Annotated in this window: 16 protein-coding genes; 9 read left to right on the top strand and 7 right to left on the bottom strand. The window is 73.5% G+C overall.

Translation table 11 applies throughout. The features are described from left to right. The first annotated feature begins 15 nt into the window (after positions 1–15). Positions 16–891: an inositol monophosphatase family protein gene (locus tag ACZ5UI_RS19815; RefSeq protein WP_464190174.1), complete on the top strand. Its 876-nt coding sequence runs from the start codon at positions 16–18 to the stop codon at positions 889–891. Then, positions 888–1,940: a zinc-dependent metalloprotease gene (locus tag ACZ5UI_RS19810; RefSeq protein ID WP_464190172.1), complete on the top strand. Its 1,053-nt coding sequence runs from the start codon at positions 888–890 to the stop codon at positions 1,938–1,940. The genes ACZ5UI_RS19815 and ACZ5UI_RS19810 overlap by 4 nt, the downstream gene beginning before the upstream one ends. On the opposite strand, the gene ACZ5UI_RS19805 is transcribed toward ACZ5UI_RS19810, so the two are convergent. After that, a complete protein-coding gene (locus ACZ5UI_RS19805) occupies positions 1,928–4,693 on the bottom strand; it encodes a helix-turn-helix transcriptional regulator (protein ID WP_464190170.1) in 2,766 nt (921 codons plus the stop codon). The two genes, ACZ5UI_RS19810 and ACZ5UI_RS19805, sit on opposite strands and share 13 nt — an antisense overlap. A 32-nt stretch (positions 4,694–4,725) precedes the next feature. Continuing rightward, a complete protein-coding gene (locus ACZ5UI_RS19800; RefSeq protein WP_464190168.1) occupies positions 4,726–5,571 on the bottom strand; it encodes a hypothetical protein in 846 nt (281 codons plus the stop codon). A 113-nt stretch (positions 5,572–5,684) separates the two neighbouring features. Here ACZ5UI_RS19800 and ACZ5UI_RS19795 point away from each other — a divergent pair, with 113 nt between their 5' ends. The 3 genes from ACZ5UI_RS19795 to ACZ5UI_RS19785 all read left to right on the top strand — a co-directional run bounded on the left by ACZ5UI_RS19795 (position 5,685) and on the right by ACZ5UI_RS19785 (position 8,773). After that, positions 5,685–6,764, top strand: coding sequence for a calcium-binding protein (locus ACZ5UI_RS19795; RefSeq protein WP_464190166.1), 1,080 nt, complete (start codon positions 5,685–5,687; stop codon positions 6,762–6,764). Between the two features lie 115 nt (positions 6,765–6,879). Further along, positions 6,880–7,548, top strand: a complete 669-nt coding sequence (locus tag ACZ5UI_RS19790) for a hypothetical protein (RefSeq protein WP_464190164.1) — start codon at positions 6,880–6,882, stop codon at positions 7,546–7,548. 70 nt (positions 7,549–7,618) lie between these two features. Then, positions 7,619–8,773: an Mrp/NBP35 family ATP-binding protein gene (locus tag ACZ5UI_RS19785; protein WP_464190162.1), complete on the top strand. Its 1,155-nt coding sequence runs from the start codon at positions 7,619–7,621 to the stop codon at positions 8,771–8,773. 4 nt (positions 8,774–8,777) lie between these two features. On the opposite strand, the gene ACZ5UI_RS19780 is transcribed toward ACZ5UI_RS19785, so the two are convergent. Further along, on the bottom strand, positions 8,778–9,215 hold the full coding sequence (locus tag ACZ5UI_RS19780) for a hypothetical protein (RefSeq protein ID WP_464190160.1): 438 nt from the start codon (positions 9,213–9,215) through the stop codon (positions 8,778–8,780). 113 nt (positions 9,216–9,328) lie between these two features. Between ACZ5UI_RS19780 and ACZ5UI_RS19775 the strand changes: the two genes are divergently transcribed. Then, complete coding sequence (locus tag ACZ5UI_RS19775; RefSeq protein ID WP_464190158.1) at positions 9,329–9,523, top strand: hypothetical protein; 195 nt, start codon at positions 9,329–9,331, stop codon at positions 9,521–9,523. Here the strand turns inward: ACZ5UI_RS19775 and ACZ5UI_RS19770 are convergent. Further along, positions 9,520–9,783 (bottom strand): 4Fe-4S dicluster domain-containing protein, encoded by a 264-nt coding sequence (locus ACZ5UI_RS19770; RefSeq protein ID WP_464190156.1) that lies wholly within the window; start codon positions 9,781–9,783, stop codon positions 9,520–9,522. The genes ACZ5UI_RS19775 and ACZ5UI_RS19770 overlap by 4 nt on opposite strands. A 64-nt stretch (positions 9,784–9,847) precedes the next feature. On the opposite strand from ACZ5UI_RS19770, the gene ACZ5UI_RS19765 reads away from it, so the two are divergent. Both ACZ5UI_RS19765 and ACZ5UI_RS19760 read left to right on the top strand, forming a co-directional pair. Next, positions 9,848–10,471 carry a sulfite oxidase-like oxidoreductase gene (locus ACZ5UI_RS19765; RefSeq protein WP_464190154.1) on the top strand — a complete coding sequence of 208 codons (624 nt, stop codon included), beginning with the start codon at positions 9,848–9,850 and terminating at the stop codon, positions 10,469–10,471. A 35-nt stretch (positions 10,472–10,506) separates the two neighbouring features. Further along, positions 10,507–11,316 carry an NAD(P)H-binding protein gene (locus ACZ5UI_RS19760; RefSeq protein ID WP_464190152.1) on the top strand — a complete coding sequence of 270 codons (810 nt, stop codon included), beginning with the start codon at positions 10,507–10,509 and terminating at the stop codon, positions 11,314–11,316. Here the strand turns inward: ACZ5UI_RS19760 and ACZ5UI_RS19755 are convergent. Beyond that, a complete protein-coding gene (locus ACZ5UI_RS19755) occupies positions 11,313–12,749 on the bottom strand; it encodes an amidase (RefSeq protein ID WP_464190150.1) in 1,437 nt (478 codons plus the stop codon). The genes ACZ5UI_RS19760 and ACZ5UI_RS19755 overlap by 4 nt on opposite strands. A gap of 23 nt (positions 12,750–12,772) precedes the next feature. Here ACZ5UI_RS19755 and ACZ5UI_RS19750 point away from each other — a divergent pair, with 23 nt between their 5' ends. Continuing rightward, positions 12,773–13,861 (top strand): citrate synthase 2, encoded by a 1,089-nt coding sequence (locus ACZ5UI_RS19750; RefSeq protein WP_464190148.1) that lies wholly within the window; start codon positions 12,773–12,775, stop codon positions 13,859–13,861. Between the two features lie 2 nt (positions 13,862–13,863). On the opposite strand, the gene ACZ5UI_RS19745 is transcribed toward ACZ5UI_RS19750, so the two are convergent. Together ACZ5UI_RS19745 and ACZ5UI_RS19740 are read right to left on the bottom strand one after the other, a co-directional pair. Then, the gene (locus ACZ5UI_RS19745) at positions 13,864–14,307 is read right to left on the bottom strand and encodes a MarR family winged helix-turn-helix transcriptional regulator (protein ID WP_464190146.1); all 444 of its coding nucleotides are present in this window, start codon (positions 14,305–14,307) and stop codon (positions 13,864–13,866) included. A gap of 46 nt (positions 14,308–14,353) precedes the next feature. Then, positions 14,354–15,055, bottom strand: a complete 702-nt coding sequence (locus ACZ5UI_RS19740) for an MOSC domain-containing protein (RefSeq protein ID WP_464190144.1) — start codon at positions 15,053–15,055, stop codon at positions 14,354–14,356. Positions 15,056–15,085: the final 30 nt, after the last annotated feature.

The raw sequence follows: 15,085 nt of genomic DNA, 5'->3' as shown, positions 1-15,085 counted from the left end.
CAAGGATATGGAGGAATGACCCCGTCCCAAAGCGTGTTGGCCGCCGATTGGCTGGGTGCCTCCCGGCGGGCCGCCCGCGAGATCCGCGCGCAGCTCGACGAACCGCGCACCCGCACCGAGCGGCTGGCCGAGACGGGCACGATCGGCGAGGGCGGTGACCGCACGCTGCTGCTCGACGCCGCGGCCGAGGACGCCGTGTTCGCCCAGCTCGACGCGCTGCACGCCGAAGGGCTGGACTTCATGGTTCTCAGCGAGGAACGCGGCGAGGTCGCCTACGGCAGCCCGGACCCGGCCGACTGCGTGCGGGTGATCGTCGACCCGATCGACGGCTCGCTGAACGCCAAGCGCGGCCTGCCCCATCACGCGCTGTCGATCGCCGTGGCCGACGGCCCCACGATGGCCGACGTGGCCTTCGCCTACGTGTACGACTTCGGACCCGACGAGGAGTGGTCCGCGCGTCGCGGTCAGGGCGCCTGGCTGGACGGCGTGAAGCTGACCGAGACCCCGACCGAGCGCCGCAGCCGCGACGGTCGCCTGGAGATCCTGGCCATCGAGTCGGCCGACCCGCGCTACCTGTACCTGGCCGGCGAGATGGCCAACACCGCCCGGCGTCTGCGCATCCTGGGCGCGATCGCCGTGTCGCTCTGCCAGGTCGCCGCCGGTCGCGTCGACGGGATGGCCTCCCTGTGGCGCTGCCGCGCCGTCGACGTCGCCGCCGCCCAGCTGATCGTCCGCGAGGCCGGGGGCCTGGTGGCCTTCCCGCGCTGCTCGGAGCCGCTGGGCGCGCCGCTGGACATCGAACCCCATTCCCCGGTCGTGGCCGCGCTCAGCGAGGCCTCGCTGGCGATGCTCGCGAACGTCCCCGTTCCCCAAGCATTGGCGGCCTCATGATCGACTGGAAGCTGGCCCGCCGCGTGGCCAAGATGGTCGCCGGAAACCAGCCCTCCGTTCGCCTGCCCGGCGATCTGAACGCGCTGGCCGCCGAGGCCGAGCAGCGCGTCGTCGCCTACACCGGCCTGGTGCCCGCCGGGCCGCTGCCGCCGCCCGAGCCGGTCGACCGCCCGCAGTGGGCCGACATCAACCTGGCCGGCATGCGCGCGATCCTCGATCCGGTGGCCGACAAGATGGGCCCGCAGTCCGGCCCGCTGCGCGCGCCGCTGCGCTCGGCCGCCGGCGGCGTGCTGGCCGTCGAGATCGGCGGCCTGACCGGCCTGCTGTCCCAGCGCGTGCTGGGCCAGTTCGAGCTCGTGCTGCTCGACGCCGACTCGCCCACGCGGCTGCTGTTCCTGGCGCCCAACCTGCTCGAGTCGGCCGACAAGCTCGACGTCGACCGCGCGTCGCTGGTCAAGTGGGTCGGCTTCCACGAGGTCACCCACGCCGTCCAGTTCACCGCCGTGCCCTGGCTGCGCCCGCACCTGGCCGGCCTGTTGCGCGAGCTGCTGGACGGGATGGACGTCGACGTCGACTGGAAGCAGCTGAGCGCGATCCGCGATCGCGAGAGCCTGGAGGCGCTGATCAAGACCGTCCGCGAGGACGGCCTGGTCATGTGGCTGGCCGGCCCCGAGCGCAAGGAGCTGCTCGATCGCCTGCAGGCCACGATGGCGATCGTCGAGGGCCACGCCGAGCACGTGATGGACGCCGTCGGCCGCGACGCGCTGCCCGACCTGGATCGGCTGCGCGAGGCGCTCGATCGCCGTCGGGCCAACAAGACCGGTCCGTGGAAGCTGTTCGAGCGGCTGCTCGGCCTGGAGATGAAGATGAAGCAGTACGAGGTGGGCAAGCGCTTCTGCGACGCCGTCGTGGAGGCCGAGGGCGTCGTCTTCCTGCACCGCGTCTTCTCGGCGCCCGAGGCGCTGCCCACGTGGACCGAGCTCGAGGCGCCCGAGACCTGGATCGAGCGGATCGGGCGGACGCTGCCGCCCCCGGCTCAGGCCGCCTGAACCCACCCGCGCACGAGCTGCGTGCGCGACTGGATGCCCAGCTTGCGGTAGGCCAGGCGCAGGTGGTGCTCGACCGTGCGCTCGGAGAGGAAGAGCGCGGTGGCGATGTCGCGGTTCGTCGCGCCGGCGGCGACGAGCTCGCACACCTCACGCTCGCGGGCGGTCAGGACCTCCAGCGGGAGGTCGGCGTCCTCGGCCGGGGCGGGGGCGCGCACGAAGCGCGCGCCGCAGGCGGCCAGCTCGCCGGCCGCGCGCCGGGCCCAGGCCTCGGCCCCGAGCGTGGCGAACGTGGCGTGCGCGGCGGACAGCAGCGCGCGGGCATCGGCCCGGCGGCGGGCGCGGCGCAGGCGCTCGCCGAAGGCCAGCTGGGTGCGGGCCAGCTCGAAGGGCAGCGTGACCCGGGCGTGGGCGGCCAGCGAGGCCTCGAGCAGGTCGTCGAGCGCCTCGTCGGGGGCGGTCAGCGCCCGGCAGCGGGCGGCGGCCGCCTCGGCCCAGGCGCCGCCGGTCAGCGCGGCCAGCGCGGCCAGCTCCTCGGCCAGCGCGGCGGTGCGCTCCGGGCGCCCGCAGCGCAGGTGCGCCTCGGCCAGGTCGGCGGCCGTGTAGAGCTGGGAGGGATCGACCCAGCCGATCGCCTCCTGGTGGTTGCGCGCGCGCTGCAGGTGGACGATCGCGGTCTCGGCATCGCCCTCGGCCAGGGCCATCGCGCCCAGCGCCTGCTCGGCGCACGACAGCGTCGTGGTCACGCGCACCTCGCTGCCCTGCGTGAGGACGCGCTCGGCCGCGGCGGCGCAGGCCTCGGGCCGGCCGAGCTGGCTCTGCAGCAGCGCCTCCATCGCGAACGCGAAGCTGCCGGCGAACCCGTGCCCGGTGCCGTCGACCAGCGCGATCGCCTCCTCCGCGCAGGCGGCCGCGCGCTCCCAGTTGCCGCGCCGCCGGTCCAGGCCGCTGCGCACGGCCAGCGGGAGCGCCAGCGCGCTGACCGCGCCGTGCTCGCGGGCGTGGCGGATCAGGTGGCTGAGCAGCGCGTCGGCCTCGGCGTGGTCCTCCATCCACAGGTGGCAGAGCGCGACGACGCCCAGCAGCTCGTGCAGCGGCCCGACCGGATCGATCTGGGCCAGCGCGTCGCGCTGCGCGGCCAGCACCTCGCGCGCCTGGCGGTGCTCGCCGCGCGCGACCAGCGCCTGTGCCCGCAGCGTCTCGGGCACGACCTTCAGGCCGTCGTGCGCCAGCGCGGTCGTGCGCGCGGTGACCTCGATCAGCCGCTCGATCGAGCCGTGGGAGACGAGCGCGACGCAGGCCGAGGTCAGCAGCACCGCGGCCTGCGCGGGGTTCGTCGGCTCGATCCGGTCGGCCTCGTGCTCCAGCAGCGCGTAGGCGGCCACCGGGTCGCCGCCCTTGAGGATGGCCATGCCGCGCAGCAGCTGGACGTTGGCCAGCAGGCTGGGATCGGCGATCTCGGCCACCAGGGGGTCCAGCAGCCGCTGCGCGCGCTGGGGGTCGCCGGCCACGATCGCCGCGGCGGCGGCGCCCATCGTGCGCCCGACGGCGGCGACCGGGTCGGGCGTCAGCTCGGCGGCTCGCTGCAGGACGGCGGAGGCGGTCGCGGGAGCCGCCCGCCGGCGGGCCTCGTTGGCCAGCGCCTCCAGGTCGGCGGCCAGGCCCTCGTCCACCTCGGGCGCGCCCACCGCGCGGTGCCAGGCGCTCTCCGGGCCCGGGATCGCCGCGGCCAGCGCCAGGTGGGCGGCGCGGCGCCGGCTGGGCGCGGCGGCGTGGTAGACCGAGGAGCGGATGCTCGGGTGCCCGAAGCGGATGCGCTGCGGCGTGACCTCGACCAGCCCGTGGTCCTGGGCCAGCGCCAGCGCGGCCAGCCCGCCCTGCTCGGCCAGGGCGGCGGCGATCGGCCCGCTGGCGCCGTCGGCGCTGGCGGCGGCGACCAGCAGCGCGTCGCGGTCGGTCAGCGGCAGCGCGTCGATGCGCGCCGCGGCCAGGCGCTGCAGTCGTCGCCCGGCGGGCAGGGCGTGCGGCAGGACCGCGCGGCCGTCGCGCTGGTCGGCGCTGAGCTGCGCGGGCGCCTCGATCAGGGCCAGCGGGTTGCCGCCGACGGCGTCGACGAGCGCCTCGGCCACGGTCGGCGCGATGCCCTGGCGGCGGGCCAACGTCAGCGCGTCGGGGCGGCGCAGCTCCTGCACCGTCACGCGCGGGAGCTCGGACCACAGGGGCTCGGTGGTGTCGCGCTGGGAGTGCACGGCGAGCACCGCGACCCCGATGCGGCGCGCGCGGCGGGCCACGAACGCGACGGCGTCGCGCGAGGTCGGGTCCAGCCACTGCACGTCGTCGACGAACAGCGCCAGCGGCCGGCTGGCGGCGGCCAGGTCCAGGAGCGCGAGCACGGCGTGCAGCAGGACGATCGGCGGCTCGTCGCGCGGCGGCATCGCGTCGATCCCCAGCGCGCTGCGCAGCAGGCGGGCCTGGCCCTCGGGGAGGTCGGGCAGGTGCTGGGCCAGCGGATGCAGCAGCTCGGTCAGCCCGGCCAGCGGCAGATCGATCTCGCTCTCGACGCCTGTCACCTCGAGCGCGACCAGACCCGCGCGGTCGGCGGCGGCCAGCAGCGCGCTCTTGCCCGTGCCGGGCCGGCCCTCGATCAGCAGCGCGCCGCCGCGCCCGATCCGGGCGCCGTCGAGCACCGCGGCAAGCGCGGCCAGCTCGTCGTCGCGTCCTACGAGTCCATCGTCCCTGCCTTGGGCCCCCGCCACAGGCGGGAGACTACATTTGCGACGTCAGCGTCTCAACCGGTGCGCTTCAGCGTCACCACGATGTGCGTCTTCAGCGTGCAGTCCTCGACGTAGGCGGCGGGCACGGCCAGCGGCGCCGGGTTGACCAGGAAGCTGTCGCAGGCGCCGCCCGCGCGCACCGAGCTCTTCAGCCGCGAGCCGACCTTCATGTTGCGCAGCTCCATGGACCCGATGCCGTTCAGCGGCAGGTCGATGCCGCTGGAGCCGGTGAAGGCCATCGTGCCCGCCTTCGCGTCCCCGGAGCGCGGTGCGAAGTTCGAGAAGCCGGGGCAGTCGTCCGAGCTCGGCCACGGTCCGCTGAAGCGGTTGAGCAGGAGCCCGGCCTGCTGGCTGAGCGGCTCCAGCTCGTCGAGGTCGTCGGCCACCACGTTCTTCAGGTTCGGTGCGCGGGCGATGCCCAGGACGATCTTGCTGGAGATCTTGGCCGGGCAGTGGTCCGCGGGCCGCATGTAGCTGCTCTCCTCGGTGGGCCGATCGCAGTTCTTCGTGGTCCGGTAGCCCGAGATCACGGTGGTGATCGTCACGCCGTCGCCCGGTGTCACGACCGGCTCGCTGGCCACCGCGCGCCCCACGATGTTGATCCTGATGGGCATCGGCCTGCCGGTCTCGAACGAGGCCTCCTGCTTGCCGCCCCAGGCCTCGCCGGGCGCGCACTCCGACGTGGAGTCGTAGGTCGTGGTCGCGGTCGAGTAGCCGGCCAGGTCGATCGTGCCCTGCCACGCCGTGAGCTTGGGGATCTTGGGCAGGTCGACGCCCGGGGGCAGCTTGGGCGCGGCGGACGCGGTGGCGCTGAGCGCGGCGAACAGGAGCACGGCGCACGGCAGAAGACGGCGGGGCATGCGTGCAGCCAACCAGCGCCCGTCGCGCTCCGCATCCGTGGAAGCACGGGTCGCGTTCCGGGCCCGTGGTGGCACGGATGCGGGCCGGCGCGGCGTCGACTTGGGTGGCGGGCATGCTTCGCCCGCTTGCCGCGCTGACCTGCGCGTTCGCCCTCGTTCCCGCTGCCGCCTCGGCCGCCACCTCGGTCTCCCGATCCGGTCCGACCATCGCCATCACCGGCGACGACGGGCCCAACGTCGTCGTGGCCGACGACGACTACGTGGGCGGGTATCCGGCGATCGTCGTGCAGGACCCCAGCGGCGGCCCGATCGTCGCGGGCGGCGAGTGCGTGCAGGCGACCGCGTCGCGCGCGGTGTGCGGGACGCCGGCGCTCGGTGTCTCGCTGACCGTCGCGCTGGGCGGTGGCGACGACACCTTCCGCGACGACATCTCCCAGGCCGACATGCGCCTCGATCTCGACGCGGGTCCGGGCAACGACACGATCGTCGGCTCGATGAACGGCGACGCGCTGCGCGGGGGCGACGGGAACGACCGCATCTCGGCGATGAGCGGCGACGACACCGTCGACGGCGGCGCCGGCGACGACACGCTGCTGGGCATGTCGGGCAACGACACGCTGGTCGGCGGCGCCGGGCGCGACACCCTCAACGGCGACGGGCGCACGGTCGACGTCACGTCGGTGGCCTACGGCAACGACACGATCGACGCGCGCGACGGCGAGCGCGACACGGTGGCCTGCGAGCTGGGTGGGGACGTCGTGTCGGCCGACGCGCTCGACGTGGTCGAGGGCGACTGCGAGCAGGTCGACCGAGCGGCGGCGGCCGCGCCCGGGGGATCGGCCGGCGGGCTGTCGGTGTCGTTGTCGGGGATCAGGATGCCCTCGCTGAAGGCGGCCCTGGGCGGTGCCGCGATCCGCATGCGGGTGACGTTCTCGGCGCCCTGCACCGCGGCGGTCGGGCTGGTGGTCCCCCGGGCGTCGGCCCGGCGCCTGGGGCTGGGCGCCAAGGACACGGTGATCGCGTCGGACACCGCGTCCGCGCAGGCCGGCACGTTCAGCGCCTCGGTCACGCTCGCGTCGCGCTACCGGTCCAAGCTCAAGCGGGCCAAGCGGGTGTCGGCGGCGCTCGGGGTGGTGTGCGTGGGGGCCGACGGGACCCAGGTGCAGGACGGCGCGCGGGTCACCCTGCGCTGAGCGGGAACGCCTGTTCGTGTAACCCTCGCGCGAGGGGGGTTTACGTACAGGTGTTCGATGGGTATGCTATTGAACAAGCTTACTTCTAATAACGCACCTGGAGGGGACTGACACCATGGCTTCCGACGCCACCGACACCACCAAGACCGTCAACGCTGACACCGCCGCCACGGCGCGCAAGACGGCCGCCACCAAGCGGTCGACCGCCGCCAAGAAGGGCGCCGCCACCCGTGCTTCCAAGCGCACGACGGCCGCCACGAAGGCGACGACCACCCGCGCCAAGACCCAGACGCGCGCCACCACGCGCAAGGTCGAGGCCAAGACGCAGACCGCGGCCAAGACCGCCGTGGCCGAGTCGCAGAGCACGATCGACAAGGCCGGCGACGTCGTCGAGCGCGCCGCGCTGACCTCCGTCGGCGCCGTGCTGATCGCTCGTGACACCGTCGAGAAGGCCGTCGCCGAGCTGCGCAGCAACTACAGCACGCCGACCAAGCGTGAGGCGCGCCTGAAGAAGTTCGAGCGCCGCGGCACGACCGCCCGCAAGTCGCTGGAGCGCGACGTCAAGAAGGCGCGCACCCGCGTCGAGCGCGAGCTGAAGGCGCGTCGCACGACGATCACCAAGGCCGTCAACACGACGCCCCCGGCGCCCGACGCCGTCGTGCGCAACGTGCGCGCCCAGGCCGACCTGGCCGGCGCCCGCGTGGGCAACGCCGTCGAGACCGCCCAGCTGGCCGGCGCGACCGTCGTCGCCAAGGTCAGCGAGCGCGTCGCTTCGCTGGTCTAGTCACAACCGCCGTTCGCAGCACCCGCGGGCGCCCTCAGGGGCGCCCGCGTCGTTTTGGGACAATGAAGGCATGACGACGAACGATGAGATCCGCAAGGCGCTCGAGGCGGTCATCGATCCCGAGCTGCACCAGAACATCGTCGAGCTGGACATGGTGCGCTCGATCGACATCCGTGACGGCGGCGTGGTCGACGTCGTCGTCTCGCTGACCACGCCCGGCTGCCCGATCCGCAGTCATTTCCAGAACGGCGTGGCCAACGCCGTCAAGGCCCTCGACGGCGTCACCGCGGTCAACGTGACCTTCGACGTCCTCAACGACCAGCAGAAGGCCGCCATCCAGCGCAAGCTCGGTCGCGGCGGCGACCTGCCCAGCGGCGCGCTGGCCCAGGTCGAGAACGTCATCTGCGTCGGCTCGGGCAAGGGTGGCGTCGGCAAGTCGACGCTGACCGCGAACCTGGCCGCCGCGCTGGCCGCCGACGGCAAGCGCGTCGGCGTCCTGGACGCCGACGTGTGGGGCTACTCGATCCCGCGCATGTTCGGCCTGGGCGCCCAGCGCCCGCCGGTCTCCGCGCAGCGCAAGATCGTCCCGATCGAGGCCGAGGGCGGCATCAAGGTGATGTCGATCGGCTTCTTCCTGGGCGAGGAGGACAGCGCGGTCGTGTGGCGCGGGCCGATGCTCCACAAGGCGCTGACCCAGTTCCTGGAGGACGTCGACTGGGGCGCCCTGGACTACCTGCTGATCGACCTGCCGCCGGGCACCGGCGACGTCTCGATGACGCTCGCCCAGCTGCTGCCCCAGGCGCAGTTCCTGATCGTCACCACCCCGCAGGCCACGGCGCAGAAGGTCGCGCGCCGGTCGGCCGAGATGGCCGAGAAGGTCAACCTGGAGATCTGCGGCATCGTCGAGAACATGTCCGGCTTCACCACCCCCAGCGGCGAGCGCTTCCAGCTGTTCGGCGAGGGCGGCGGCCAGGCCCTGGCCGACGAGCTCGACGTGCCGCTGTTGGGCAAGGTGCCGCTGACCATGCCGCTGCGCGAGGGCGCCGACGCGGGCCAGCCGCTCGTGTTCGCCGATCCCGACGATCCGGCGTCGCAGGGCATCCGTCAGGCCGCCCGCGGCCTCGTGGCGCTGGCCCCGGTCCCGCTGCCGTCGCTGCCGGTTCTCGACGTGATCCCGCCGAGCGCTCCCACGCCGTCGGGCCTGTCGCTGCCGATGGCCGGCTAGGGCACTAGCCAGCCGCCTCGTCGATCGACTTCGCCACCTCGCGCTGACGCTGCTCGCAGCCGGCGGCGCCGAGGTCGCGATACAGGTCGGCGATCTCCAGCACCCAGCGGCGCACCGCCGCTGGGTCGTCGCCGTCCGGCGAGTCCGCGTCGCCGCGCTCGAGCAGGCGGTCGTGGGCGTCCTGCAGCTCGCTGGGCGGATCGAGGTCGCGCACCGTCTCCTCGAACTCCGCACCGGCATCCTCGGCGATCTCGCGCGCCTGGTCGAGATCCAGGTCCTCGTCGCGCATCCGCACGGGCAGCTGGGCGTTGGCGTCGGCCAGCTTGACGCAGGCCGTCTCGAGCTGGGAGCGGTATTCGTCAGCCGAGAGGCTCCCACCGCCGCCACACGCGGCCAGCAGGAGGGCGGACGCGGTCAGGGCCGCGACGGTCAGGGTGCGCATCGTCCACCCGGCGTCCCCGACGACGCCGGGCTTTATGCGGCGTTCACCGGCAATTAGCTGAGGTTCAGCGAATCCTTTGCGGGCGCTGAACGTCGGAGCCGATGATCATGCACATGGAGCTGACCATCGACCAGGCCCGCGAGATCGCTCGCCTGCGCCGTCGCTACCGCGACGCGCAGCTGGTCGTGCACGAGCGCCCGCGCGACGTCATCGTCGAAGTGCAGCGCCACGGGCACGCCGTGACGCTCAAGCGCTTCGGGGCAGACGGCACGGTGGCCGGCGAGCAACCGCTCGCCGCCGCCGCTTAGCTCTTGGCGAAGTAGTCCGCGTTGATCTGGACGTACTTCGACCATTCGCCGGGGAGCTGGTCCTCGGCGAAGCACGCGTCCACCGGGCACGCCTCGACGCAGGCGTCGCAGTCGATGCACTCCTCGGCGTCGATGTAGAGCTGGTCGACCGTGTCGTAGTCGGGCTCGTCCGGGGTCGGGTGGATGCAGTCAACCGGGCAGACCTCGACGCACGAGTTGTCCTTGGTGTTGACGCAGGGCTCCGCGATCACGTAGGCCATGTGGGTGGTGGTCGTCCTTCTTCGTCTCGGTAGAGGTCCGGCGTTGACGCGTACTCTAACGAGCATGGCTGTCACGGCGAAGCTCCTGGGTGCCCGCGGTCGCAAGCAGGCCGCAAAGCTGGGCATCGATCCGGCTCGGATTCCGCCCGGTCAGTACCTCACCGAGCGCTTTCCGGTCCTGACCTACGGGCGCAATCCGAGGTATGACCTCAACGACTGGTCGCTGGCGATCGACGGCGCGGTGCAGCGCCCGTTCGCGCTGACCTGGGACGAGCTGATGGCGCTCGAGCAGGTGACCATCCAGACCGACATCCACTGCGTCACGCGCTGGTCCAAGCTCGACACGCAGTGGACGGGCGTGCGCGTCCGCGACCTGCTGGAGCGGGCCGGGGTGAAGCCCGAGGGCGCGTTCGCGATGGCGCACTCCGACGGCGGCTACACGACGAACATGCCGCTCGAGCTGCTCTACGACGACAACGTGCTCGTGACCCACACCTACGACGGCCAGCCGCTGGAGCCCGATCACGGCGCGCCGCTGCGCCTGCTCGTGCCGCAGCGCTACTTCTGGAAGTCGGCCAAGTTCCTGCGCCGCCTGGAGATCCTCACCGAGGACGAGCAGGGCTTCTGGGAGCTCAACGGCTACCACAACGACGGCGACCCGTTCAAGGAGCAGCGGCACTGGTTCTGATCACCGGAGCGACCGGTCAGGTCGGCTCCGCGCTGGTGCAGCGCCTCGTCGAGCGCGGCACCCCGGTGCGCTGCCTGGTGCGCGACCCCAAGCGCCTGGGACCCGAGCGCGTGCGCGTGCAGATCGCCCTCGGCGATCTGACCGACCCGCCCTCCTTCCGCAACGCGATGCGCGGCGTGGGGACCGTCGTGCACCTGGCCGCCAGCGCCCGCGACCAGCCCGGCGGCTCGATCGAGGAGCTCAACGCGATCGCCACCTGGCGCATGGTCGACGCGGCCGAGCGCGCCCGCGTCGAGCGCTTCGTCTACTTCTCCGCGTTGGGGGCGACCACCCACCACCGCACGCGCCTGCGCCGCTCCAAGGCGCTGGCCGAGCGGGTCGTGCGCGAGTCCGATCTGGCCACGACCGTGCTGGCGCCGTCGCTGCTCTACGCCCGTGGCGGGCGCTGGCTGGACGCCCACAGCCGCCTGGCCCTGCTGCCCGCCGTGCCGATGTCCGGGCGCGGCAGCGCGCGCTTCCAGCCGATGTGGGCCGCCGACGCGGCCGACTGCGTGGTCGCCGTGCTGGACAGCGCCGCGCCGCCCGAGCGCGTCGAGCTGGCCGGCCCGCAGGTGCTCAAGCACGCCGAGATGGTGCGCCTGGCCGTGCGCGGCCGCCCGGTCGTGCCGATCCCCGCCCCGATCGCCCGCGCCGGGCTGAAGCTGGCCGAGACGACGCTTGGGTCGGGCATCCCGCTGACCTGGGACGAGGCCGAGCTGCTCGAGGTGACCACGGTGACGCCCGACGGCCCGCGCGACGCGCAGGCGCTGGGCGTGACGCCCCGCGCGATGGCCGACGTCCTCTAAGCCGCGCTGATCCGCGGGCGCCGGTCGGCCCACGGCCGGGCGCGCTCGATCTGCGCGCCCAGGGCCAGCAGCACGTCCTCCCCCGCCGGGCGCCCGATCAGCTGGATCGCCGCCGGCAGGCCGTCGGCGCCGTGCACGAGCGGGAGCGAGATCGCGGGCTGACCGGAGGCGTTGAGCCCGGCGGTGAACGGCGTGAACTGGCCCGCGCCGGCGAAGGCCGCCCACGGGTTCTCGTCGTCGTCGGACCGCAGCGTCCCGATCGGCAGCGGGCGCTGGGCCAGCGTCGGCGTGAGCACCGCGTCCCACGGATCGAGCTCGACGATCAGCGCGCGCATCATGCCCTGCATCTGCGCGTGGCCCATCTGGTACTCCAGCGCGCTGACCTCGCGCATGCGCTCGTAGATGGCCCAGCTCAGCGCCTGCATGTCCTCGCGCTGGGGATCGCGCCCGGCGATCATCCCCGAGAAGGCGATCGACATCGAGATCGCCGTGCCGAAGGACAGCGTGAACAGCGGCAGCAGCGCCGGGTTGGTCCACGACGGCGTGATCTCGACCACCTCGTGGCCCAGCTCGGTCAGCAGCTCGGCCGCCTGGCGGACCGCGTCCAGCGCGATCGGATCGACCTCGGCGTCGGGCAGCGGCGGGTTGGTGGCCACGCCGATGCGCAGCCGCCCCGGATCGGACAGCACCGCGTCGGCGTACGGGCGCGCGGGCGGCGGGGCCCACGTCGCGTCGCCCGTGAACGGGCCGCTGAGCACGTCGAGCAGCTGCGCGGTCTCGGCCACGGTGCGGGTCAGCACGCCATCCTGGGCCAGCGGGTGGTCGCCGATCTCGGGCCCCAGCGAGATGCGCCCGCGCTGCGGCTTGAGGCCGACGAGCCCGCAGCAGGCCGCGGGGATGCGGGTCGAGCCGCCGCCGTCGTTGGCGTGGGCGATCGGGACCATCGCGCTGGCCACCGCGGCCGCCGAGCCGCCCGACGAGCCGCCGGGCGTGCGCTCGCGGTCCCACGGGTTGCGCGACGCGGGGAAGCGGCGCGGCTCGCTGACCGGCTGGATGCCGTACTCGGGCAGGTTCGTCGTGCCCACGATCACGAAGCCGGCCTGCTTGAGGCGCACGACGACGTGGTGGTCGAAGTTCGGCACGAAGTCGCCCATCAGGTCGCAGGCGTTCGTGTAGCGCCAGCCCTCGACCGGACGGTTGTTCTTGATGGCGATCGGGACGCCCGCGAACGGGCGCGGATCGTCCGGGCCGATCTCGACCGCGACGGCCAGGGCGCGCTCGCCGTCGACGTCGATGAACGCGTCGAGCTGGCCGTCCACCGCCTCGATCGCGCGCAGCGATTCCTCGACCAGCTCGGTGGCCTTCAGCTCACCGCTGCGGACCAGGCCCGCAAGTTCGTCGACAGGGCGCAGCAGCAAGGGAGCATCGGGCATGGCGGAACCCTACGCTTTCGCCCATGAGCACCGATTCCGAGGTCCAGTCCGGACTTGAGGGCGTCGTCGCCTTCGCCACGACGATCGCCGAGCCCGACCGGGCCGGCGGGGCGCTGCGCTACCGCGGCGTCGACATCGAGGACCTCGTCGGTGCGGTGCCCTACGAGCAGGTGTGGGGCCTGCTGGTCGACGGCAGCCTCCACCCGGGCCTCCCGCCGGCCGAGCCGTGGCCGCTGACCGTGCGCTCGGGCAACGCCCGCGTCGACGTGCAGGCCGCGCTGGCCATGCTGGCGCCCGAGTGGGGCTTTGAGGAGCTGATCGACATCAGCGACGAGCAGGCCCGCACGGACCTGGCCCGCGCGTCGGTGATGGCGCTGTCGTTCGTGGCCCAGTCGGCGCGCGGCGCGGGCCGGCCGCCGGTGCCCCAGACCGAGGTCGACAAGGCCACGTCGATCCCCGAGCGCTTCCTGATCCGCTGGCGGGGCGAGGCCGACCCACGCCACGTCAAGGCGATCGACGCCTACTGGATCAGCGCCGCCGAGCACGGCATGAACGCCTCGACCTTCACGGCCCGGGTGATCGCCTCGACCGGTGCCGACGTGGCCGCCGCGCTGAGCGGCGCGGTGGGTGCGCTGAGCGGCCCGCTGCACGGCGGCGCGCCGTCGCGCGTGCTGAAGATGCTCGACGAGGTCGAGGCGCTGGGCGACGCCGATCGGTGGGTCAAGGACGCGCTCGACCGGGGTGAGCGGCTGATGGGCTTCGGCCACCGCGTGTACCGCGCGGAGGACCCGCGGGCCCGCGTGCTGCGCCGCACCGCGGCCGAGCTGGGCTCGACGCGCTACGAGGTGGCCGAGGCGCTGGAGCAGGCGGCGCTGGCCGAGCTCAAGGCCCGCCGGCCCGACCGCGTGCTGGCCACCAACGTCGAGTTCTGGTCGGCGGTGATCCTCGACATGGCCGAGGTTCCGGCGCCGCTGTTCACGCCGATGTTCACCTGCGCACGGGTGGCCGGCTGGTCGGCGCACATCCTCGAGCAGAAGCGCGAGGGACGGCTGATCCGCCCGACGGCGAAGTACGTCGGCGAGGGCCCGCGGGCCGTCAGCGACGTGGCCTGAGGTCAGTCAGACGGCTTGTCGAGCGCCTTGCGCAGCAGGTCGCGCAGGGCGCCCTGCTCGTCGGGCGAGAGGCGCAGCAGCTGCGGGGGCGCCTGCTCCATGCGCTCCTTGATCTGGCGGCGCAGCTCCTGCCCCTTGGGCGTGACGACGAGCATCTTCACGCGCCGGTCGTGCGCGGCGGCGCGCCGCTCCACCAGCCCGCGATCCTCCAGGCGGTCGATGATGCCCGTGACGTTGGAGTTGTCGCAGGCCAGGGCCGCGGCCAGGTCGCGCATCGGCTTGGGCGACTCGGGATCCAGCCATTTCAACGCGTGCAGCTGGCCCGGGGCCAGATCGAACTCGGAGCTGACGCACATGGTCCGGGTGCGCTGGCTGACGAACAGCTCGGCGATCAACACCCAGGCTTCGCTCGCCGCGGATGCGCGAGCCGGAGCGATGGTGGACATGCCTGTGATGGTACTTGTTCTCGACAACGTTTGACGATGGCAAGTTTCAAGGCGACACGACGTGCACGGCGTCGCCCTGGCGGATCGTGGCCGAGCCGACCGGGCGGGCGTTGATGCCGAACCACCCGCCGTGCTCGCGCGTCAGGTGCCGCAGCAACTGCGCCCACTTGACCTGGCTGTCGGGATCGCGGGTCGGGATCGCGCAGCGCACGCACGGCCACATCAGCTCCAGCTCGAGGTCGCCGACGATCATCCGCGCGCCCTCCCAGCCGTTCTCGGCGTAGGCCGGCGCGTCGAGCTCGACGTGGATGTTCGTGCGGAAGCGGCGCAGGTCGATCGGCCGGCCCAGCTCGGCCTCGACCGCCGCGAGCGTCGCGCTCGTCGTGACCAGCACCGACTCGCCCAGGTCCTGCTGCCCCCACGCCTCGCGACGCAGCCCGACATCGCGGCCCAGGTCGGCGCTCAGCGCGGCCGGGAGCGCCGCGTCCTCCCAGGCGTAGGTCGACCCGTCGGGAGCGGTGAGGCGCGCCGTCGGGGGTGCGCCGGGGTCGACGTCGGCGCCCTCGTAGGAGGCGCGCCAGGCCAGCAGGCGCGGTGCCTCGCGGGCGGTCAGCGGCTTCGTCTCGCCCTTGTGCTCGTGGGTGATGGCGTGGGTGCGGTCGCCGCCCGCGCCACGCAGATCCACGCGCAGCGCGTCGACCGGCTCGCCGGCCATCGACTTGACCGGCCAGCGGTGCAGCTCGGTCACCCGACCGGTCGAAATCACACGTGCATCCAC

It is taken from the genome of Conexibacter sp. JCM 18997 (assembly GCF_055391915.1).
This window is presented reverse-complemented; position numbering and strand designations above follow the sequence as displayed.

Bases quoted from the DNA above. Each gene is read 5' to 3' on its own strand.
- ACZ5UI_RS19800 (WP_464190168.1), bottom strand. From the start codon at position 5,571: ATGCCCCGCCGTCTTCTGCCGTGCGCCGTGCTCCTGTTCGCCGCGCTC.
- ACZ5UI_RS19795 (WP_464190166.1), top strand. From the start codon at position 5,685: ATGCTTCGCCCGCTTGCCGCGCTGACCTGCGCGTTCGCCCTCGTTCCC.
- ACZ5UI_RS19810 (WP_464190172.1), top strand. From the start codon at position 888: ATGATCGACTGGAAGCTGGCCCGCCGCGTGGCCAAGATGGTCGCCGGA.
- ACZ5UI_RS19775 (WP_464190158.1), top strand. From the start codon at position 9,329: ATGGAGCTGACCATCGACCAGGCCCGCGAGATCGCTCGCCTGCGCCGT.
- ACZ5UI_RS19750 (WP_464190148.1), top strand. From the start codon at position 12,773: ATGAGCACCGATTCCGAGGTCCAGTCCGGACTTGAGGGCGTCGTCGCC.
- ACZ5UI_RS19785 (WP_464190162.1), top strand. From the start codon at position 7,619: ATGACGACGAACGATGAGATCCGCAAGGCGCTCGAGGCGGTCATCGAT.
- ACZ5UI_RS19770 (WP_464190156.1), bottom strand. From the start codon at position 9,783: ATGGCCTACGTGATCGCGGAGCCCTGCGTCAACACCAAGGACAACTCG.
- ACZ5UI_RS19755 (WP_464190150.1), bottom strand. From the start codon at position 12,749: ATGCCCGATGCTCCCTTGCTGCTGCGCCCTGTCGACGAACTTGCGGGC.
- ACZ5UI_RS19790 (WP_464190164.1), top strand. From the start codon at position 6,880: ATGGCTTCCGACGCCACCGACACCACCAAGACCGTCAACGCTGACACC.
- ACZ5UI_RS19780 (WP_464190160.1), bottom strand. From the start codon at position 9,215: ATGCGCACCCTGACCGTCGCGGCCCTGACCGCGTCCGCCCTCCTGCTG.
- ACZ5UI_RS19815 (WP_464190174.1), top strand. From the start codon at position 16: ATGACCCCGTCCCAAAGCGTGTTGGCCGCCGATTGGCTGGGTGCCTCC.
- ACZ5UI_RS19745 (WP_464190146.1), bottom strand. From the start codon at position 14,307: ATGTCCACCATCGCTCCGGCTCGCGCATCCGCGGCGAGCGAAGCCTGG.
- ACZ5UI_RS19765 (WP_464190154.1), top strand. From the start codon at position 9,848: ATGGCTGTCACGGCGAAGCTCCTGGGTGCCCGCGGTCGCAAGCAGGCC.